Genomic DNA, 18,026 nt, shown 5'->3' with positions numbered 1-18,026 from the left:
ACGGCAACCTCAGGGTTGCCGTTTTGCATTTAATCTGTAGGCCCGGTAAGGCGTAGCCGACACCGGGCTTTTGTTTTTAACTGCGCAGGGCATTCTTCGCTAATCGCGCGTCTTCCGCCTGACAGGCCGCTGCGGTAAACAGCACGTCGGTAGAGGAGTTCAGCGCGGTTTCGCAGGAGTCCTGCAGCACGCCGATGATAAAGCCGACGGCTACAACCTGCATCGCAATCTCGTTCGGGATGCCGAACATATTACACGCCAGCGGGATCAGCAGCAGCGAACCGCCCGCTACGCCGGATGCGCCACAGGCACACAGCGACGCCACCACGCTCAGCAGCAATGCGGTTGGCAGATCCACCGGAATGCCCAGCGTATGCACCGCCGCCAGGGTCAGCACGGTAATGGTGATTGCCGCGCCCGCCATGTTCACGGTTGCGCCCAGCGGGATCGACACGGAATAGGTATCGCGGTCCAGGTTCAGCTTCTCCGCCAGCGCCATGTTAACCGGAATGTTCGCCGCAGAGCTGCGGGTGAAGAAGGCATACACGCCGCTCTCGCGCAGGCAGGTCAGCACCAGCGGATACGGGTTGCGGCGGATCTGCCAGAACACCAGCAGCGGGTTGATCACCAGCGCCACCAGCAGCATACAGCCGACCAGCACAACCAGCAGCTGCGCGTAGCCCCACAGCGCGTCGAAGCCGGTGGTTGCCAGCGTTGAAGAAACCAGACCAAAGATCCCGATTGGCGCAAAGCGAATCACCAGCTTCACCATAAAGGTCACGGCGTTGGACAGATCGTTGACCAGGTTTTTCGTGGTGTCGTTACCGTGACGCAGCGCGAAGCCCAGGCCAATCGCCCAGACCAGGATGCCAATGTAGTTTCCGCTCATCAGCGCGGTGATGGGGTTAGAAACCATGCTCATCAGCAGGCCGCGCAGCACTTCGACAATGCCGGATGGCGGCGTGATGTCACCGGCCGCGCTGGTCAGGTGCAGCGTGGACGGGAACAGGAAGCTAAACACCACGGCCGTTAAGGCAGCCGAGAAGGTTCCCAGCAGATAAAGGAACAGAATGGGGCGAATGTTGGTTTTTTGTCCGTGCTGGTGGTTGGCAATCGACGCCATGACCAGCATCAGAACCAGTACCGGTGCTACGGCCTTCAGCGCGCCAACGAAAAGGGTCCCAAGCAGCCCCGTGGCTTCCGCCGCAGGTTTTGACACCATCGCCAGCAGAATACCCAGCACCAGCCCGACCAGAATTTGTTTAACGAGGCTGCCCTGCGCCAGGCGCGCGAACAGTCCGCTTGATTGTGTGCTCATACGTATTTCCTGAGTGAAATTGCGTTCCATCCCGGATGTGCTCTTAGTCACATTTATGTCCGGATGTAAGTAAATGTTTGCCTGGTCGAGTATAGGGAATGCGCGAAAGGAAGGAAGCGTAAAATGCTGGATTTTACGTGTCGCGTCATGTTTTTTAACTATTGGTTAACGAAAGTGTCGGGTGGCGCTACGCTTACCCGGCCTACATTGCGTTTCCCCCTCTCCCAGTGGGAGAGGGTCGGGCTGAGGGCATCAGCCCGCACCGAACGTTTTATTCCACCAGCTGCTTCTTATCGTGCTGGCGGTTAACCCAGGTATTGATAATCAGCGTCACGATCAGGATGCCAAACACCACGCCGAGCGAAATGGCGATCGGGATATGGTAGAAATCGACGATCAGCATCTTGATACCGATAAACACCAGGATCACCGACAGACCGTACTTCAGCATTGAGAAGCGCTCCGCCGCGCCCGCCAGCAGGAAGTACATCGCACGCAGGCCGAGAATGGCGAAGAGGTTAGACGTCAGGACGATGAACGGGTCGGTGGTCACCGCGAAGATCGCCGGAATGCTGTCCACCGCGAAAATCACGTCGCTCAGCTCAACCAGAATCAGCACCAGCAGCAGCGGAGTGGCAAACAGCAGGCCGTTCTTGCGCACGAAGAAGTGCTCGCTCTCGATCTTGTCGGTCATGCGAAGATGCCCACGGATCCACTTCACCAGCGGGCGATCGCCAATCGCGGAGCCGTCCTCTTTCGCCAGCGCCATTTTGACCCCGGTGAACAGCAGGAACGCGCCGAAGACGTACAGCAGCCATTCGAACTGGGTAATCAGCCAGCTGCCGGCGAAGATCATGATGGTACGCAGGATAATCGCGCCCAGCACGCCGTAGACCAGCACGCGTCGCTGCAGGGCAGCAGGCACGGCAAAGTAGCTGAACAGCATCAGCCAGACGAAGACGTTATCAACCGCCAGAGCTTTTTCAATCAGATAACCGGTGAGGAAGGCGAGCGCCTGAGGGTCGGCCACCGCGCGGCCTTCGGTCGAGGCCAGGTACCACCAGAAGGCGGCACAGAAGAGCAGGGAGAGGGTGACCCAGACCAGAGACCAGGCCGCAGCCTGTTTGATGCTCATGCCGTGAGCGCCGCGACGCCCCTGCAAAAAGAGGTCGATCGCCAGCATGATGAGCACGACAACCGCGAATCCGCCCCACAACATTGGAGTGCCGACAGAATGCATACTATTTTCCTTACACATAAAAAACAAAAACGGCCATGGTCAGAAGACGATAGCCGTTAGCTTTTTATGCATAGACCTCGCCTTCCGGCAAGGTCTCACTTACAACCACGAAGGTTGCCCGGCGACCGGATGCGTGTTTAACGCATCGTAATGACGATCCACCGGCGAAGAAGTTACTCCCCTTTGCAGGTAACAAAATATGTCAGACCATTGGTTTCGTCAATGGTCTGCGCCGTTTCATTACACAGCTTTACGCGATCGCTTCCGCGCTCACGCCGTCTGCCGGGAATACCACGCCGGTCTGGCGGCGGATCTCCGTTTGCAGCTTCGCCGTGGTGCGGCTCACCGCGAGGCCAGGGTGATTCACTTCGTTGTCTTCCACCAGGCGGGCGAAGACCTCTGCCTCATAGAGCATAGTGTTAATATGCTGAGGCTGCGTCAGCTCCTGCGCTTTGCCGCCGCGCGGCACAAAGCTCACTTTCTGACACTCGGAGATCTTCTCGATAACCAGCGAGCCCGCTTCGCCCTGAATTTCGCTCGGCAGCGCGGAATCGCTCACCTTGGAGTGCTGCAGCGTGACGCTGAAATCACCGTAATCCAGCACCGCTACACCGTGCGCATCCACGCCGCTCTCCAGCAGGCTTGCTTGCGCGCTGACGCCGTGCGGCTCGCCCCACAGGGCCACGGCAGAGGCCAGGCAGTAGAAACCGATATCCATAATCGAGCCGTTCGAAAACGCCGGGTTAAAGGTGTTCGGGTTCTCGCCGTCCAGATAGCGCTGGTAGCGCGACGAGTACTGGCAGTAGTTGATAAAGGCTTTACGCACCTTGCCAATTTTCGGCAGGGACTGCTGCAGCAGCAGGAAATTCGGCAGGCTGGCGGTTTTGAACGCTTCGAACAGCACCACCTGGTTTTCGCGGGCAAGCGCAATGGCCGTTTCCACTTCCTGGATATTTGACGCCAGCGGCTTCTCGCAAATCACATGCTTTTTATGGCTGAGGAACAGCTTTGTCTGCGGGAAGTGCAGGGAGTTCGGGCTGGCGATATACACCGCGTCAATGGCGTCGCTTTGCGCCATGTCATCAAGCGAAGTGAAGAGATGCTCAACGAGGTAATCGTTGGCAAAACTCTGCGCCTGCTCAAGGCTGCGGGAATAGACTGCGGTAAGCTTAAGTTTGCCGGTTTCGTGGGCGGCGTCGACGAACTGGCGTGTGATCCAGTTCGTACCAATGACTGCGAAACGTATCATAAACGTTTACGTACTCCGTAGCGGGGAACCTTTAGCCACTGTAGCACGTCATCATGACAATTCGCGTGCGCTATTCCGCATTACCATTTAACGATAAATGCGTAAGCCATAGTCGGGTATCAAACTCCAGCTGGTGGTACTGCGGCTCCATGTGGCAGCACAGGGAATAGAACGCTTTGTCGTGCTCTTTCTCTTTCAGGTGCGCCAGCTCGTGGACGACGATCATCCGCAGAAAGGCTTCCGGTGCGTTACGGAACACCGTCGCGACGCGGATTTCGGCCTTCGCTTTCAGCTTGCCGCCCTGAACGCGGGAGATGGCGGTGTGCAGGCCGAGCGCGTTTTTCAGCACGTGGATCTTGTTGTCGTACATCACCTTGTTGATCGGCGGCGCGCTCTTCAGATACCGGCTTTTCAGATCCTGCGTATACTGCCAGAGGGCCTTATCGGTCGCGAAATCGTGCGTGCCGGGATAGCTTTTTTCCAGCACCGCGCCGAGCTTCTGCTCGGCTATCAGGCTGCGAACCTGAGTCAGTAAATGCTCCGGATAGCCCTGGAGATAAGTAAGTTGGTTCATCAACGCCCCAAATCGACAATAAAACGGGTATACTCACGCACCCTTTTCAGGGATACGCCAAATTTTACCATTCAGGAGGGCCGATGAGCCACTTAGACAACGGTTTCCGTTCACTCAACCTTAAACGTTTCCCGGAAACGGACGACGTTAACCCGCTCATGGCGTGGGAAGCGGCGGATGAATATCTGCTGCAGCAGTTGGATGAGACTGAAATCCGCGGCCCGGTTTTGATCCTGAATGACGCGTTTGGCGCGCTGGGCTGCGCCCTGGCGGAACACACGCCATACAGCATCGGCGATTCCTACCTGAGCGAGCTGGCGACGCGTGAAAACCTGCGCCATAACGACATCGAAGAGTCCAGCGTGAAGTTCCTCGACAGCACCGCGGAATACCCGCAGGCGCCGGGCGTGGTGCTGATCAAAGTGCCAAAAACCATGGCGCTGCTGGAGCAACAGCTGCACGCGCTGCGTAAGGTCGTGACGCCGGAAACGCGCATTATCGCGGGAGCCAAAGCGCGCGATATTCACACTTCGACGCTGGAGCTGTTCGAGAAGGTCCTCGGCCCGACCACCACGACGCTGGCCTGGAAAAAAGCGCGCCTGATCAACTGCACCTTCAGCGCACCGGAGCTGGCCGACGCGCCGGAGACCCTGAGCTGGAAGCTGGAAGGCACCGACTGGACCATCCACAACCATGCGAACGTCTTCTCCCGCACCGGGCTGGATATCGGCGCGCGTTTCTTTATGGAACATCTGCCGGAAAATCTGGAAGGTGAAATCGTCGACCTGGGCTGCGGTAACGGCGTGATTGGCCTGACGCTGCTGGCGAAGAACCCGGACGCCAGCGTGGTGTTCAGCGACGAATCGCCAATGGCGGTGGCCTCCAGCCGTCTGAACGTGGAAACCAACATGCCGGAAGCGCTGGACCGCTGCGAGTTTATGATCAACAACGCGCTGTCGGGCGTAGAGCCTTTCCGCTTCAACGCCGTGTTCTGCAACCCGCCGTTCCACCAGAAGCACGCCCTGACGGATAACGTCGCGTGGGAGATGTTCCACCACGCGCGCCGCTGCCTGAAAATCAACGGCGAGCTATACATCGTGGCGAACCGCCACCTGGACTACTTCCACAAGCTGAAGAAGATTTTCGGCAACTGCGTCACCATTGCGACGAACAATAAGTTCGTGGTGCTGAAGGCGGTGAAGCTGGGACGTCGTCGGTAAGATTGTTATGTGCTGCCTGATGCCCTCACCCCAACCCTCTCCCACAGGGAGAGGGCGCAAACGCTAAAAACGGCAACTGGGTTGCCGTTTTGCTTTTACCCTGCCGCCCGGCAATGCCCTAGATCGCCAGAGCCAACTTCGTCCCCTGCGCAATTGCCCGCCGCGCATCCAGCTCCATCGCCACGTCGCACCCGCCGATCAAATGCACCGTTTTACCGGCTTCGCGCAGCGGATCGGCCAGATCGCGCTTCGGCTCCTGCCCGGCGCATAAAATCACATGATCCACACGCAGCAGCTGCGGTTCGCCGCCGATCGTGACGTGCAGACCCTCGTCGTCGATCTTCTGGTAGCTGACCGCCGGGATCATCTTCACCCCGCGCGAGAGAAGGGTGGCGCGGTGGATCCAGCCCGTGGTTTTGCCCAGCCCTTCGCCCGGCTTGCTGGCCTTACGCTGCAGCATCACGATCTGGCGCGGGCTTTTCGGCAGCTGCGGCCCTTCCGGGCGCAGTCCGCCGGACTGGTTCAGGCTGGTGTCGATACCCCATTCCACGCAAAACTCGGCAATGTTCTGGCTGGTGGCCTCGCCCGGCTGGCTTAAGTACATGGCGGTATCAAAGCCGATCCCGCCGCAGCCGATAATCGCAACCTTCTCGCCAACCGGCGTTTTGTCTCGCAATACATCCAGATAGCTCAACACCTTCGGATGATCGATACCCTCGATCGCCGGCAGGCGCGGTACGATCCCGCTCGCCAGGATCACCTCGTCGAAACCGATCAGATCCGCCGCGCTGACAAACTGGTTAAGCCGCAGCTCGACGCCCGTAAGCTCGATCATCCGGCGGTAGTAGCGCAGCGTTTCATAAAACTCCTCTTTGCCGGGGATCTGTTTGGCGATATTAAACTGCCCGCCAATCTCCGCCAGCGCATCAAACAGCGTCACGCTGTGCCCGCGCGAGGCGGCATTCACCGCAAACGCCAGCCCCGCCGGGCCTGCGCCCACCACGGCCAGGCGTTTTTTACTGACCGCCGGAACGATCGGCATTTTGGTTTCATGGCAGGCGCGCGGGTTAACCAGGCAAGAGGTGACCTTGCCGACGAAGATCTGATCCAGACAGGCCTGGTTACAGCCGATGCAGGTGTTGATCTCGTCCGCACGGCCGCTTTGCGCTTTAGAGAGCAGTTCGGCATCGGCCAGGAACGGGCGCGCCATCGACACCATATCGGCGTCGCCTCGCGAAATCACATCGTCCGCCACCTGCGGATCGTTAATGCGGTTGGTGGTGACCAGCGGAACAGAGACTTTGCCTTTCAGCTTCCGTGTTACCCAGCTGAACGCCGCGCGCGGCACCGGCGTGGCAATGGTTGGGATGCGCGCCTCGTGCCAGCCGATGCCGGTGTTAATAATGGTAGCGCCTGCGGCTTCAATCGCCTGCGCCAGCTGCACGGTTTCATCGAACGTGCCGCCGCCTTCCACCAGGTCGAGCATCGACAGGCGGAAGACGATAATAAAGTCCGCGCCCGCACGTTCGCGCACCGCGCGCACCACCTCCACGGCAAAGCGCATCCGGCGGGCATAGTCGCCGCCCCATTCGTCGTCGCGCTGGTTGGTGCGGGCCGCGAGGAACTCGTTAATCAGATAGCCTTCTGAGCCCATCACCTCCACGCCGTCGTAGCCCGCCTCGCGCGCCAGCGCCGCGCAGCGGGCAAAGTCGTCGATCAGCGCGAGGATCTCATCGTGGCTGAGGGCGTGAGGTTTAAAGCGGTTAATCGGCGCCTGAATGGCCGACGGCGCGACCAGGTTCGGCTGATAGCTGTATCGCCCGGTGTGCAGGATTTGCAGGGCGATTTTGCCGCCCTCGCGGTGTACCGCGTCGGTCACAATGCGGTGGTGCGGCAGCTGTGACGCATCGTTCAGCACCGCGCCGCCCTCCATACCCACGCCGGAAGGCGCAGGGGCTACGCCGCCGGTGACAATCAGCGCTACCCCGTGGCGGGCGCGCTCGGCATAGAAGGCCGCCAGACGCTCGGCCCCGTCCGGATGCTCCTCCAGCCCGGTGTGCATCGAGCCCATCAACACGCGGTTTTTGAGTGTAGTGAACCCCAGATCGAGAGGGGCGAATAACGACGGGTAGCGGCTCATAGTCTCTTCCAGTGTAAAATTATTGTTATGTGGTCGGATGAGTTACTAATTTAGCCAGCGGCAGCGGAAAGGTAAAAGCGGGATCAAATGATTGTGATAGATCTCAAAGAACTTCGCCCCTCACCCTAACCCTCTCCCCAAAGGGGAGAGGGGACTGGCTGGAGCGGTCTCAAAGAATTGGCTCGATCTGTTTTTTTCCCTCTCCCCTCAGGGGAGAGGGGCAGGGTGAGGGGTGTGGGTTTTTGCTAACCCCGGCGCCTGCCACATCGACGTCGTCAGCCCGCTGTCCACCAGCCCAAGCTGGTCCGCGTACACCGCCTGCCATTTCTGCATCATGCCGTCGTACAGCTCGCGGTGCTGCGGGTTTGGCGTGAACTCGCGGCTCCACTTCACCAGCCGCTCGCCCGTCGAGGCCATATCCGCAAACAGCCCCGCGCCCGCGCCGGCGGCAATCGCGCAGCCGAGCGCCGTTGCCTCTTTCACTTCCGGCACGCGCACCGGCAGCCCGGTGACGTCGCTTAAAATCTGACTCCACAGGGCGCCCTTAGCCCCGCCGCCCGCAAACACCAGGCTCTCAAACGTCACGCCGGAGAAGCGCGAGATCTGCGCCAGGTTGCAGGCCGAGACAATCGCCGCGTTCTCCTCCAGGGCGCGGAACAGCGTCGCTTTGTTGCACTTTTCCGGGTCGATGGAGAGGTTAATAAACGACGGCGCGGCGTGGTACCACTGCTTGAAATGCATCGCGTCGGAGAAGATCGGCATCACCCCGTGGGAGCCCGCCGGCACGCGGCTGGCCATCTCTTCCAGCAGGGAATAGGTGTCCATCCCCATCCGCTCGGCAATCAGCTTTTCCTCGGCGCAGAAGGCGTCGCGGAACCAGCGCATGGTCAGCCCCGTGAAGAAGCTGATCGACTCCGCCTGCGCCATACCGGGAATAACGTGCGGGTTCACGCGGATGTTCATGTCGGGGTCGGTGCGCACCTGCGGCAGATTGACCACCTGCTGCCAGAAGGTACCGCCCAGCACCGCCGTCTGTCCGGCGCGGACCACGCCCAGCCCCAGACAGCCCAGCTGCACGTCGCCGCCGCCCATCACCACCGGCGTGCCTTCGCGCAGGCCGCTCTGCTGCGCGGCCTCTTTGGTAATCGCGCCCAGCACGGTGCCGGTCTCTTTCACCGGGGAGAGGATATCGGCGCGCAGCCCGGCCATATCGAGCAGCGCCGGACGCCAGTCGCGGGAGAAGAGATCCAGCATGCCGGTGGTGCCCGCGTTAGACGGGTCGACCGCCAGCTCGCCCGAGAGCTTCGCCGCCAGCCAGTCGCTGATCATGGTGATGGTCGCGGCCTTGCGGTAAATATCCGGACGATGGTGCGCCAGCCACAGCAGGCGCGGCATGGCGCTCAGCGCCAGCGTCTGGCCGGAAACCTCATACACCTCGGATTCAAAACGGTCGTCGTGGATCTCTTTGAGTTCGGCCACCTCGCGGCTGGCGCGGGCGTCGACGTTGGCGCAGGCCCAGATGGCCTCGCCGTTGCGGTCATACAGCACGATCCCCTCGCGCATCGAGCAGCAGGCGACGGACTGAATATCCGCCGCGCTCAGGCGCGCACGCTCCAGCGCCTGATGAATGCACCGGCAGGCCAGCAGCCAGTTGGTCTCGAGGTCGAACTCCATCGATCCCGGCACGTTCTCCACGCTCAGGTGCTTCCACTCGGCCTGGCCGACGGCAATCTGGTTGCCCTGTAAATCGAAAATAACGGCGCGAACGCTGCCTGTCCCTGCATCTAACGCTAAAAGGTAACTCATGAGCTTGCCTCGTTGTTAGCGCAGGGCCTGCCCGTTACGTCAGGGCCAGCACCGCGCGGGCTGTCGTCTCCTCCGTCACCAGGCCATTGATACGGCGACCCTTCAGTGCGGCATAAATCGCATCGGCTTTCTCTTCTCCTCCGGCCACGCCAACGATGGTGGGCAGCTGCGCCAGTTCATCGAGCGTGACGCCCAGCAGTTCTTTGTGGATCTCCAGCTCCTCGACGCATTCGCCTTCGGCATTGAGGAAATAGCCGAGAATGTCGCCGACCGCGCCCTTGCGGGCATACATCAGCTGTTCACCTTCGCTGATATAGCCGGATCGCAGTATCGTGGCGTCACGGCGCTGGTTCACTGAACCAATGCCGACCACAGCGACGTCGGCGGCGGTCGCGGCGAGGATCACGTCCCGCACGCTGGTCTCGCGTTTTAAGATCCCAGCCACCTCTGCGGATGACACGCGAAGCGGGGCGGGGATCATGCTGACGCTGCAGGCCGCATCCAGCTGGCCGATACCGGTCATATACGGCCCGACGCCGCCGGAGAGCGTCACCAGGCGGATCTGCTGCGAGCTGATAAAACCGCTCAGGTGCTGCAGGCTGCTCATGGTGGTTTCACCAAACCCCACCGCCAGAAGCTGGCCGGGCTCCAGTACGCCCATCAGCGACTGCGCCGCGCCAATGCCGAGCCGCACGTTCATCGGCGGCGTATTTAATGCGGGCATCACGCGCACCAGCTTCAGGCCAAAGCGCTGCTGTAGCTCGGTCTCCAGCGCCAGGCAGCCCTCGTAGCGGGAGTTGATCTGCACGCGGATCACCCCGGACTGACGGCCTTTTTCCAGCAGGCGGGAGATCTTCAGGCGCGGCAGCCCGAGCCGCTCGCCGATGTCGTTCTGGGTTAATCCGTCGTGGTAGTAGCACCAGGCCACGCGCGCCACGAGCTCCTCTTCCGCCAGTGCCAGCCCGGCAAACCGTCCTTCTTCCGCAGTGCGTTTATCGCTCATAGTTGAACTCTTATAAAAATTTAGATCATATGTTCGTGATGGCGCGAAGGGAAAGTGTGACCTACGCGACAAAACGGATCTTTTCGATCGTTTCTGGTTTATCTGTATCTCAATCGATAAAACTGTGATCCCTGCACGGTTGTAAATATAGTTCACCGTCTACGCTTTTGAACATTATTAAATCTAAAAATCATTTGTTCAATAGCGGAGCGATGATGATACCACTTCTCGACGCGCGGAATATCAGCAAGCAGTTCTCAGGCGTGCCGGTCTTAAAAGGCATTGATTTCACGCTGCTTGCGGGCCAGGTGCACGCCCTGATGGGCGGAAACGGCGCGGGAAAATCGACGCTGATGAAGATCATCGCCGGGGTCGAAACGCCGGACAGCGGTGAACTTTCTGTCGAGGGGCAGTCATATGCGCGGCTCACGCCCGCTCAGGCGCACGGGTTAGGCATTTATCTGGTGCCGCAGGAGCCGCTGTTGTTCCCCAACCTGACGGTGCGGGAAAACATCCTGTTCCGCCTGCCGCGCGAACGCGATCTGGAAAAGCGGCTGGCGGAGAAGCTCCAGCAGCTGCAGTGCCAGCTTAACCTCGACGCCGCCGCCAGCACCCTGGAGGTGGCGGACCAGCAGATGGTGGAGATCCTGCGCGGGCTGATGCGCAACGCGAGGATCCTGATCCTCGACGAACCTACGGCCTCCCTCACGCCCGGCGAAACCGAGCGGCTGTTCCGCCAGATCCGCGCCCTGCAGGCGCTCGGCGTCGGGATTGTCTTTATCTCGCACAAGCTGCCGGAAATTCGCATGCTTTCGAGCCACGTCTCGGTGATGCGCGACGGCGCGGTGGTGCTGAGCGGTGAAACCGCGCAGTTTGACGACAGCGCCCTGATCGCCGCCATGACGCCGGTAAGCCGGGAGAAATCCCTCAGCGATACGCAAAAGCTGTGGCTGGCGCTGCCGGGCAACCGCCGCACCCAGCCGCAGGATTTCCCGGTGCTGCGCGTTGACGATCTCACCGGGGAAGGGTTTATCGATCTCAGCCTTGAGATCTACGCCGGAGAGATCGTCGGCCTGGCCGGGCTGGTGGGATCCGGACGCACCGAGTTTGCGGAAACGCTCTACGGCCTGCGGCCGGTACGCGGGGGCCGCATCTGGCTGGAGAATCAGGAGATCACCGACGATTCGGTAAGTTCACGCCTGAAAAAAGGGCTGGTCTACCTGCCGGAAGACAGGCAGGTGTCCGGCCTGTTCCTCGACGCGCCGATCCGCTGGAACACCGTGGCGCTGAACGAGCCGTCGATTTGGCAGCAGCGCAAGCGGGAGGCTGCGGTGGTGGAGCGCTACCATCGGGCGCTGGGGATCAAGCTCAACCATGCGGATCAAACCGTGCGCACGCTCTCCGGCGGCAACCAGCAGAAGGTGCTGCTGGCGCGCTGCCTGGAGGCCAATCCTTTACTGCTGATCGTCGATGAACCGACGCGCGGGGTGGACGTCTCGGCGCGCGCCGACATCTATCAGCTGATAAAAAGCGTGGCGGCGCAGAACGTGGCGGTGCTGATGATCTCAAGCGATCTCGACGAGTTTCCGGGGCTCGCGGACCGCGTGCTGGTGATGCATCAGGGCGTGCTCAGCGGCGAGCTGTCGCGCCACGCCGTCAGTCTCGACAGGATGATGTCGCTGGCGTTTGGAGGGCAATCATGAAGACCTTACTCAAAAACCGCGAGCTGAGCGCGTTTCTCGCCATTCTGGCGCTGTTCGCCGTGCTGGTGGCGCTGAACCCGTCCTACTTCAGCCTGCAGACGCTGGGGATGATCTTCGCCAGCTCGCAGATCCTGATCCTGCTGGCCATCGGCGCGGCGCTGGTAATGCTGACCCGCAATATCGACGTGTCCGTCGGCTCAACCGTCGGGCTGTCCGCCATTGCCGTCGGCGTGGCGCTGAACAGCGGCTACAACCTGTCGGTTTCCATTCTCTTCGCGCTGTCTATTGGCGCGCTGGCCGGGGCGTTCAACGGGTTTCTGGTGGTGGGGCTGCGCATCCCGGCGATTGTCGCCACCCTCGGCACGCTGGGGCTGTACCGCGGTGCGATGCTGCTCTGGACCGGCGGAAAGTGGATTGAGGGGCTGCCACCCGGGCTGAAATCCCTCTCTGAGCCTGCTGCCATCGGCATATCGCCGCTCGGCATGCTGGTGTTGATTATCGCGGCCACAGGCGCGTGGACGCTCTCGCGCACCGCGTTCGGGCGTGATTTCTACGCGGTGGGGGATAACCTCGCCGCCGCGCGCCAGCTGGGCGTGGCGGTGAACCGCACGCGAATGCTCGCCTTTACCCTTAACGGCATGCTGGCGGCCTGCGCCGGGATTATCTTTGCCGCACAGATTGGCTTCGTGCCCAACCAGACCGGCAGCGGGCTGGAGATGAAGGCCATCGCCGCCTGCGTGCTCGGCGGTATTTCGCTGCTGGGCGGCACGGGCACGCTGGTTGGCGCGCTGCTCGGGGCCTTCTTCCTGACCCAAATCGACACCGTGCTGGTGCTGTTCAGGCTTCCCGCCTGGTGGAACGACTTTATCGCCGGGCTGGTGCTGCTGGGCGTTTTGGTGCTCGACGGGCGCCTGCGCCAGGCGCTGGCGCGCCATCAGCGGGCGCTGAAGTATGGCCGCTTCCAGCCGGGCAACAGAGGGGGAAAGCACGTCACCCCTTTTCCAAAACGCAAAAAAGAGGTGGCGTAAATGAGGCTTAACTGGGAAAGCGCGCTGCTGATTTTACTGGTGCTGGAGATCCTGCTCTTTGGCGCCATCAACCCGCGCATGCTCGACGTCAACATGCTGCTGTTCAGCACCAGCGACTTTATCTGCATCGGCATTGTGGCGCTGCCGCTCACGCTGGTCATCATCAGCGGCGGGATCGACATCTCCCTCGGCTCGACCATCGGCCTGTGCGCCATCGCGCTGGGCGTGATGATGCAGGCGGGGTGGCCGATGGCGGTCGCCGTTCCGCTGACGCTGCTGCTCGGCCTGCTCTGCGGATTACTTAATGCCGCGCTGATTCACTACACCGGCATCAGCCCGCTGGTAATCACCCTTGGCACGCTCTACCTCTACGGCGGCGGCGCGCTGCTGCTCTCCGGCATGGCGGGCGCGACGGGCTACGAGGGCATCGGCGGCTTCCCGGACGGCTTCACGGCGTTCGCTAACCTCACGGTGCTGGGTCTGCCGATCCCGCTGGTGCTGTTCGCGGTGATTACGTTTTTCTTCTGGCTGATTACCCACCGCGGGCGCTTTGGCCGTCATCTGTTTTTGATCGGGCAAAACCCGCGCGCGGCGCGCTATGCGGCGCTGTCGGTGAACGGTATGCCCTACGCGCTGTACGGGCTGGTGGGCATGGCCTCCGCCATTGCCGCGCTGGTGATGGTCTCCTACTTCGGCTCCGCGCGTTCGGATCTGGGGCGCGATTTACTGATGCCAGCGCTCACTGCCGCCGTGCTCGGCGGGGCCAATATCTACGGCGGGTCAGGTTCGGTTGTCGGTACGGCGCTGGCGGCGCTGCTGGTGGGCTACCTGCAGCAGGGTTTACAGATGGTCGGCATCCCTAACCAGGTGTCGAGCGCGCTGTCAGGGGCGCTGCTGGTTGTGGTGGTGATGGGACGTTCGCTGAGTCTGCACCGCGAGTGGGTGCGTTCTCTCTTTAGAAAACTATCCGGAGCGTAAGATGAAAACAAAACTGTTCGTCCTGGCAATGGCTCTCAGCTTCGCCTCGGCGCAGGCGGCGGACCGCATTGCCTTTATCCCGAAGCTGGTGGGCGTGGGGTTCTTCACCAGCGGCGGCAACGGCGCGAAAGAGGCGGGGAAAGACCTCGGCGTGGACGTGACCTACGACGGCCCGACCGAGCCGAGCGTCTCCGGCCAGGTGCAGCTCATCAATAACTTCGTCAACCAGGGCTATAACGCCATTATCGTCTCCGCCGTGTCCCCGGACGGTCTCTGCCCGGCGCTCAAGCGCGCGATGCAGCGCGGCGTCAAGGTCCTGACCTGGGATTCGGACACCAAACCGGAGTGCCGCAGCATCTATATCAACCAGGGGACGCCGGAGCAGCTCGGCGGCCTGCTGGTGGAGATGGCGGGCAAACAGGTCACCAAACCGAACGCTAAAGTGGCGTTCTTCTACTCAAGCCCGACCGTCACCGACCAGAACCAGTGGGTGAAAGAGGCGAAGGCCAAAATCGAGAAAGATCATCCGCAGTGGCAGGTCGTGACGACCCAGTTTGGCTATAACGACGCCACCAAATCTCTGCAAACCGCCGAAGGGATCTTAAAAGCGTATCCGGATCTGGATGCGATCATCGCCCCGGACGCCAACGCGCTTCCAGCGGCGGCGCAGGCGGCGGAAAACCTGAAACGCGAAGGGGTGGCGATTGTTGGCTTCAGCACGCCGAACGTCATGCGCCCGTACGTTGAGCGCGGCACGGTGAAAGCCTTCGGCCTGTGGGACGTGGTGCAACAGGGCAAAATTGCGGTCAATGTCGCCGATCGTCTGCTGAAAAAAGGCGATCTTAACGTCGGCGACAGCGTGGACGTAAAAGATATAGGCGCGCTGAAGGTCGAGCCGAACAGCGTGCAGGGCTACCAGTATGAGGCGAAGGGCAACGGCATCGTGCTGCTGCCGGAGCGCGTGGTGTTCACCAAAGAGAACATCAGCAAATATGATTTCTGACGGGGGAGCAAATGGCTGATTTAGACGACATCAAAGACGGCAAGGATTTTGGCATCGGCACGCCGCAGCAGAATGTGCCTTACACCCTGAAGGGCTGCGGCTCGCTGGACTGGGGCATGCAGTCCAGACTTGCGCGCATCTTCAACCCGCAGAGCAACCGCACGGTGATGCTGGCCTTTGACCACGGCTACTTTCAGGGGCCGACCACCGGCCTTGAGCGTATCGATCTCTCCATCGCGCCGCTGTTTGGCGAAACCGACGTGCTGATGTGCACCCGCGGCATCCTCAGGAGCCAGGTGCCAGCCGCGACGAACAAACCGGTGGTGCTGCGCGCCTCCGGCGGTAATTCGATTCTGGGCGAGCTGTCGAACGAGTGCGTGGCGGTGGCGATGGAAGACGCGCTGCGCCTGAACGTCTGCGCGGTGGCGGCGCAGGTGTACATCGGCAGCGAGTTCGAGCATCAGTCGATCAACAACATCATCAAGCTGGTGGACGCGGGCGCGCGCTACGGCATGCCGACGCTGGCGGTAACGGGCGTCGGTAAAGAGATGGCGCGGGACGCGCGCTATTTCTCGCTGGCCAGCCGCATCGCCGCCGAAATGGGGGCGCAGTTCGTCAAAACCTACTACGTGGACGAGGGCTTTGAAAAAGTGACCGCCAGCTGCCCGGTGCCGATTGTGATCGCCGGGGGCAAAAAGCTGCCGGAGCACGAGGCGCTGGAGATGTGCTGGCGGGCGATCGACCAGGGCGCGTCCGGCGTGGACATGGGGCGCAATATCTTCCAGTCCAGCGCGCCGCTCGCCATGCTGAAGGCGGTGAAAAAAGTGGTTCACGAGAGCTGGAACGCCCGCGATGCGTTTCAGTTCTGGCAGGAAGAGAAACAGGGAGAAGCAAAATGAACGTGACGCTGGTTGAAATCAACATCAAGCCCGAGCGGGTGGACGAGTTTCTGGAGGTGTTTCGCGCCAACCACGAGGGGGCAATCCAGGAGCCGGGAAACCTGCGCTTTGACGTATTGCAGGACCCGAGGGTGAAGACCCGGTTCTTTATCTACGAAGCCTATAAAGACGAAGAGGCGGTGCTGGCGCACAAGCAAACCCCGCACTACCTGGCGTGCGTGGATAAGCTTGAGGAATTGATGTCGGAGCCGCGCAAGAAACGCAGTTTTGTGGGGCTGTTGCCGGAGTAGCGGAGTTACCCGACAGAGCCTGTCTGTCGGGTAAACACGTTGTCAGAAATTAACCTTCTGCAATGTCATTATCAAATTATCAGCACTGTATTTACTCAGTAGCTTTTCATCCACATGGGGGAGAGGGCTTTGCAAAAAGTCCTGAAGACCTTCAATATCATCCACGTTATAAATAAAGATTCGTGAAGGGTCGTAAAGATCCATGCTTCGAATCGACGCGTTTGTGGTAATTAATTTTTTATTGAAAATAAGTGCTTCCAAAGCACGTAGCGTTAATCCTCGTTGCTCTGGTTTATTGATTTCCAGTAAAACAGAGGCGTGCTTCACCTTCTCAATGTTTTCGATGTAGCTAAGTCTTTTATTTTGACAGTTGTCCGGATAGCTATCATGATTATTGTATTTATCCAACAGATAAAAATCGGGTTTATAACCGCTATTCTCAAGTTCAGGCGTAAGGATTTTCAGAGTTTCTGCACGAATCGGTTCATAGCCTCCAACAAAAAAACAGCGCTTATTCTCGCTCTTGCTCTCTTTTTGTAACCGTTGAATTTCATGCAGGCTGAACGGTAAAAATTGCTCAATCATTGCCAGGCTATAGCGTTGGCAGTCAGCAGAGTCAAAACTAAATATTACGTCAAATACCGGGCGAACCGTTTCGATATAGTCTTCGTCTTCTTTGAGTTGACCCAGGAGGCGGCGCTTACGTGTTAAGGCCACAACCGAATCGCGCAGGATTAACACTTTTTTGCACGGCATGCTGGCAATATAATCCAGGAAGGGGAAAACGCTATAGCCGTTACAAATTACAATATCATCTGGTTTTATCGCTGATAATTTAACTGCACAATGAAAACGTTTATGCCATTTTTTTAACAGCGTACCGGGCATAAGGGCATTAACTGATTTATAGCGCCGCATAATACGATTAATTTTCATGACGGGATAATCCTTCGCCAGAGAATTAAGCATCATAATTTCAAAATCATTTACCCATTCCAGAAAATAGTAGCGCATGGTCCCTCAAGGTTGATGGTCGATTTTTTCCAAATGATATCCTATTCCAAAGGGAGAATCATTATGCCGGTATGCTGAGGTTGTAATCTCTTGCAAGCAGTGGTGTATGCACCGTTATGTCAGGCAACAGCTTTCCAGATTATTAATCCACTCCGCGCTTGTTTCTGACCAGCGAGCTTCCGACGTGGACATGGGGCGCAACATCTTCCAGTCCAGCGCGCCGCGCGTCATGCTGAAGGCGATGAAAAGTGGTTCATGAGACCAGGAATGCCTGTGAAGTGGGTTTCTGGATATGTTCCATGCTAACCACGAGGGGGCAATCCAGGAGCCGGGAAATCTGCGCTTTGACGTATTGCATGATCCGAGGGTGAAACCCCGGTTCTTTATCTACGAGGCCTATAAAGACGAAGAGGCGGTGCTGGCGCACAAGCAAACGCCGCACTATCTGGCGTGTGTGGATAAACTTGAAGGGTTGATGTCGGAGCCGCGCAAGATACGCAGTTTTGTTGGGCTTTTGCCGGAATAAGAGGGGAGTGTTTCTGCGATGAAAACCCCCTCACG

The 18,026-nt window shown here is 59.6% G+C and carries 16 protein-coding genes and 1 pseudogene; 9 read left to right on the top strand and 8 right to left on the bottom strand.

Annotation, left to right across the window (positions count from 1 at the left end; translation table 11 throughout):
• Positions 1-76 precede the first annotated feature (76 nt).
• From sstT to ACMGGX_RS06880, 4 genes are all read right to left on the bottom strand, one after another.
• Positions 77-1,318 (bottom strand): serine/threonine transporter SstT, encoded by a 1,242-nt coding sequence (gene sstT, locus ACMGGX_RS06895; protein WP_029739668.1) that lies wholly within the window; start codon positions 1,316-1,318, stop codon positions 77-79.
• Between the two features lie 271 nt (positions 1,319-1,589).
• Positions 1,590-2,558: a TerC family protein gene (locus ACMGGX_RS06890; protein WP_420298221.1), complete on the bottom strand. Its 969-nt coding sequence runs from the start codon at positions 2,556-2,558 to the stop codon at positions 1,590-1,592.
• A 250-nt stretch (positions 2,559-2,808) separates the two neighbouring features.
• Complete coding sequence (locus ACMGGX_RS06885) at positions 2,809-3,807, bottom strand: Gfo/Idh/MocA family protein (protein ID WP_420298220.1); 999 nt, start codon at positions 3,805-3,807, stop codon at positions 2,809-2,811.
• A gap of 70 nt (positions 3,808-3,877) precedes the next feature.
• The gene (locus tag ACMGGX_RS06880) at positions 3,878-4,381 is read right to left on the bottom strand and encodes a YgjP-like metallopeptidase domain-containing protein (protein ID WP_420298219.1); all 504 of its coding nucleotides are present in this window, start codon (positions 4,379-4,381) and stop codon (positions 3,878-3,880) included.
• An 83-nt stretch (positions 4,382-4,464) separates the two neighbouring features.
• On the opposite strand from ACMGGX_RS06880, the gene rlmG reads away from it, so the two are divergent.
• The gene (gene rlmG, locus ACMGGX_RS06875) at positions 4,465-5,601 is read left to right on the top strand and encodes a 23S rRNA (guanine(1835)-N(2))-methyltransferase RlmG (protein WP_420298218.1); all 1,137 of its coding nucleotides are present in this window, start codon (positions 4,465-4,467) and stop codon (positions 5,599-5,601) included.
• Positions 5,602-5,719: 118 nt separating this feature from the next.
• Here rlmG and ACMGGX_RS06870 read toward each other — a convergent pair whose 3' ends face one another.
• The 3 genes from ACMGGX_RS06870 to lsrR form a co-directional block, all read right to left on the bottom strand.
• Positions 5,720-7,741 carry an NADPH-dependent 2,4-dienoyl-CoA reductase gene (locus ACMGGX_RS06870; RefSeq protein WP_348561720.1) on the bottom strand — a complete coding sequence of 674 codons (2,022 nt, stop codon included), beginning with the start codon at positions 7,739-7,741 and terminating at the stop codon, positions 5,720-5,722.
• A gap of 207 nt (positions 7,742-7,948) precedes the next feature.
• Positions 7,949-9,547 (bottom strand): autoinducer-2 kinase, encoded by a 1,599-nt coding sequence (gene lsrK, locus ACMGGX_RS06865; RefSeq protein WP_420298217.1) that lies wholly within the window; start codon positions 9,545-9,547, stop codon positions 7,949-7,951.
• Between the two features lie 34 nt (positions 9,548-9,581).
• Positions 9,582-10,550: a transcriptional regulator LsrR gene (lsrR, locus tag ACMGGX_RS06860; RefSeq protein WP_010435856.1), complete on the bottom strand. Its 969-nt coding sequence runs from the start codon at positions 10,548-10,550 to the stop codon at positions 9,582-9,584.
• A 215-nt stretch (positions 10,551-10,765) separates the two neighbouring features.
• On the opposite strand from lsrR, the gene lsrA reads away from it, so the two are divergent.
• Genes lsrA through lsrG form a run of 6 tightly spaced genes read left to right on the top strand, consistent with a single transcriptional unit; the run spans position 10,766 to position 16,451 of the window.
• Positions 10,766-12,253 carry an autoinducer 2 ABC transporter ATP-binding protein LsrA gene (gene lsrA / locus ACMGGX_RS06855; RefSeq protein ID WP_420298750.1) on the top strand — a complete coding sequence of 496 codons (1,488 nt, stop codon included), beginning with the start codon at positions 10,766-10,768 and terminating at the stop codon, positions 12,251-12,253.
• Positions 12,250-13,281: an autoinducer 2 ABC transporter permease LsrC gene (gene lsrC / locus ACMGGX_RS06850; RefSeq protein ID WP_420298216.1), complete on the top strand. Its 1,032-nt coding sequence runs from the start codon at positions 12,250-12,252 to the stop codon at positions 13,279-13,281. Before lsrA ends, lsrC begins: the two co-directional genes overlap by 4 nt.
• On the top strand, positions 13,282-14,259 hold the full coding sequence (gene lsrD / locus ACMGGX_RS06845; protein WP_420298215.1) for an autoinducer 2 ABC transporter permease LsrD: 978 nt from the start codon (positions 13,282-13,284) through the stop codon (positions 14,257-14,259).
• Position 14,260: 1 nt separating this feature from the next.
• Complete coding sequence (gene lsrB / locus ACMGGX_RS06840) at positions 14,261-15,262, top strand: autoinducer 2 ABC transporter substrate-binding protein LsrB (RefSeq protein WP_042715406.1); 1,002 nt, start codon at positions 14,261-14,263, stop codon at positions 15,260-15,262.
• 11 nt (positions 15,263-15,273) lie between these two features.
• Positions 15,274-16,161, top strand: a complete 888-nt coding sequence (lsrF, locus tag ACMGGX_RS06835; protein ID WP_348561724.1) for a 3-hydroxy-5-phosphonooxypentane-2,4-dione thiolase — start codon at positions 15,274-15,276, stop codon at positions 16,159-16,161.
• Positions 16,158-16,451: a (4S)-4-hydroxy-5-phosphonooxypentane-2,3-dione isomerase gene (lsrG, locus tag ACMGGX_RS06830; protein ID WP_008503162.1), complete on the top strand. Its 294-nt coding sequence runs from the start codon at positions 16,158-16,160 to the stop codon at positions 16,449-16,451. Before lsrF ends, lsrG begins: the two co-directional genes overlap by 4 nt.
• 42 nt (positions 16,452-16,493) lie before the next feature.
• On the opposite strand, the gene ACMGGX_RS06825 is transcribed toward lsrG, so the two are convergent.
• Entirely contained in the window at positions 16,494-17,465 is a 972-nt protein-coding gene (locus ACMGGX_RS06825) for a hypothetical protein (RefSeq protein ID WP_420298214.1), read from the bottom strand.
• A 166-nt stretch (positions 17,466-17,631) separates the two neighbouring features.
• Here ACMGGX_RS06825 and ACMGGX_RS06820 point away from each other — a divergent pair.
• Together ACMGGX_RS06820 and ACMGGX_RS06815 are read left to right on the top strand one after the other, a co-directional pair.
• Positions 17,632-17,836: pseudogene (locus tag ACMGGX_RS06820) on the top strand (hypothetical protein); the annotation flags it as partial.
• Positions 17,758-17,991 carry an antibiotic biosynthesis monooxygenase gene (locus ACMGGX_RS06815; protein ID WP_181593887.1) on the top strand — a complete coding sequence of 78 codons (234 nt, stop codon included), beginning with the start codon at positions 17,758-17,760 and terminating at the stop codon, positions 17,989-17,991. The pseudogene ACMGGX_RS06820 and the gene ACMGGX_RS06815, both read left to right, overlap by 79 nt.
• The last annotated feature ends 35 nt before the right edge of the window (positions 17,992-18,026 follow it).

Origin of the sequence: Enterobacter sp. BNK-29, from assembly GCF_048684785.1 — a bacterium.
In the GTDB taxonomy this organism is placed as follows: Bacteria; Pseudomonadota; Gammaproteobacteria; order Enterobacterales; family Enterobacteriaceae; genus Enterobacter; species Enterobacter cloacae_M.
The sequence above is the reverse complement of the archived record's forward strand: the minus strand, read 5'-3'. Positions and strand labels throughout refer to the sequence as shown.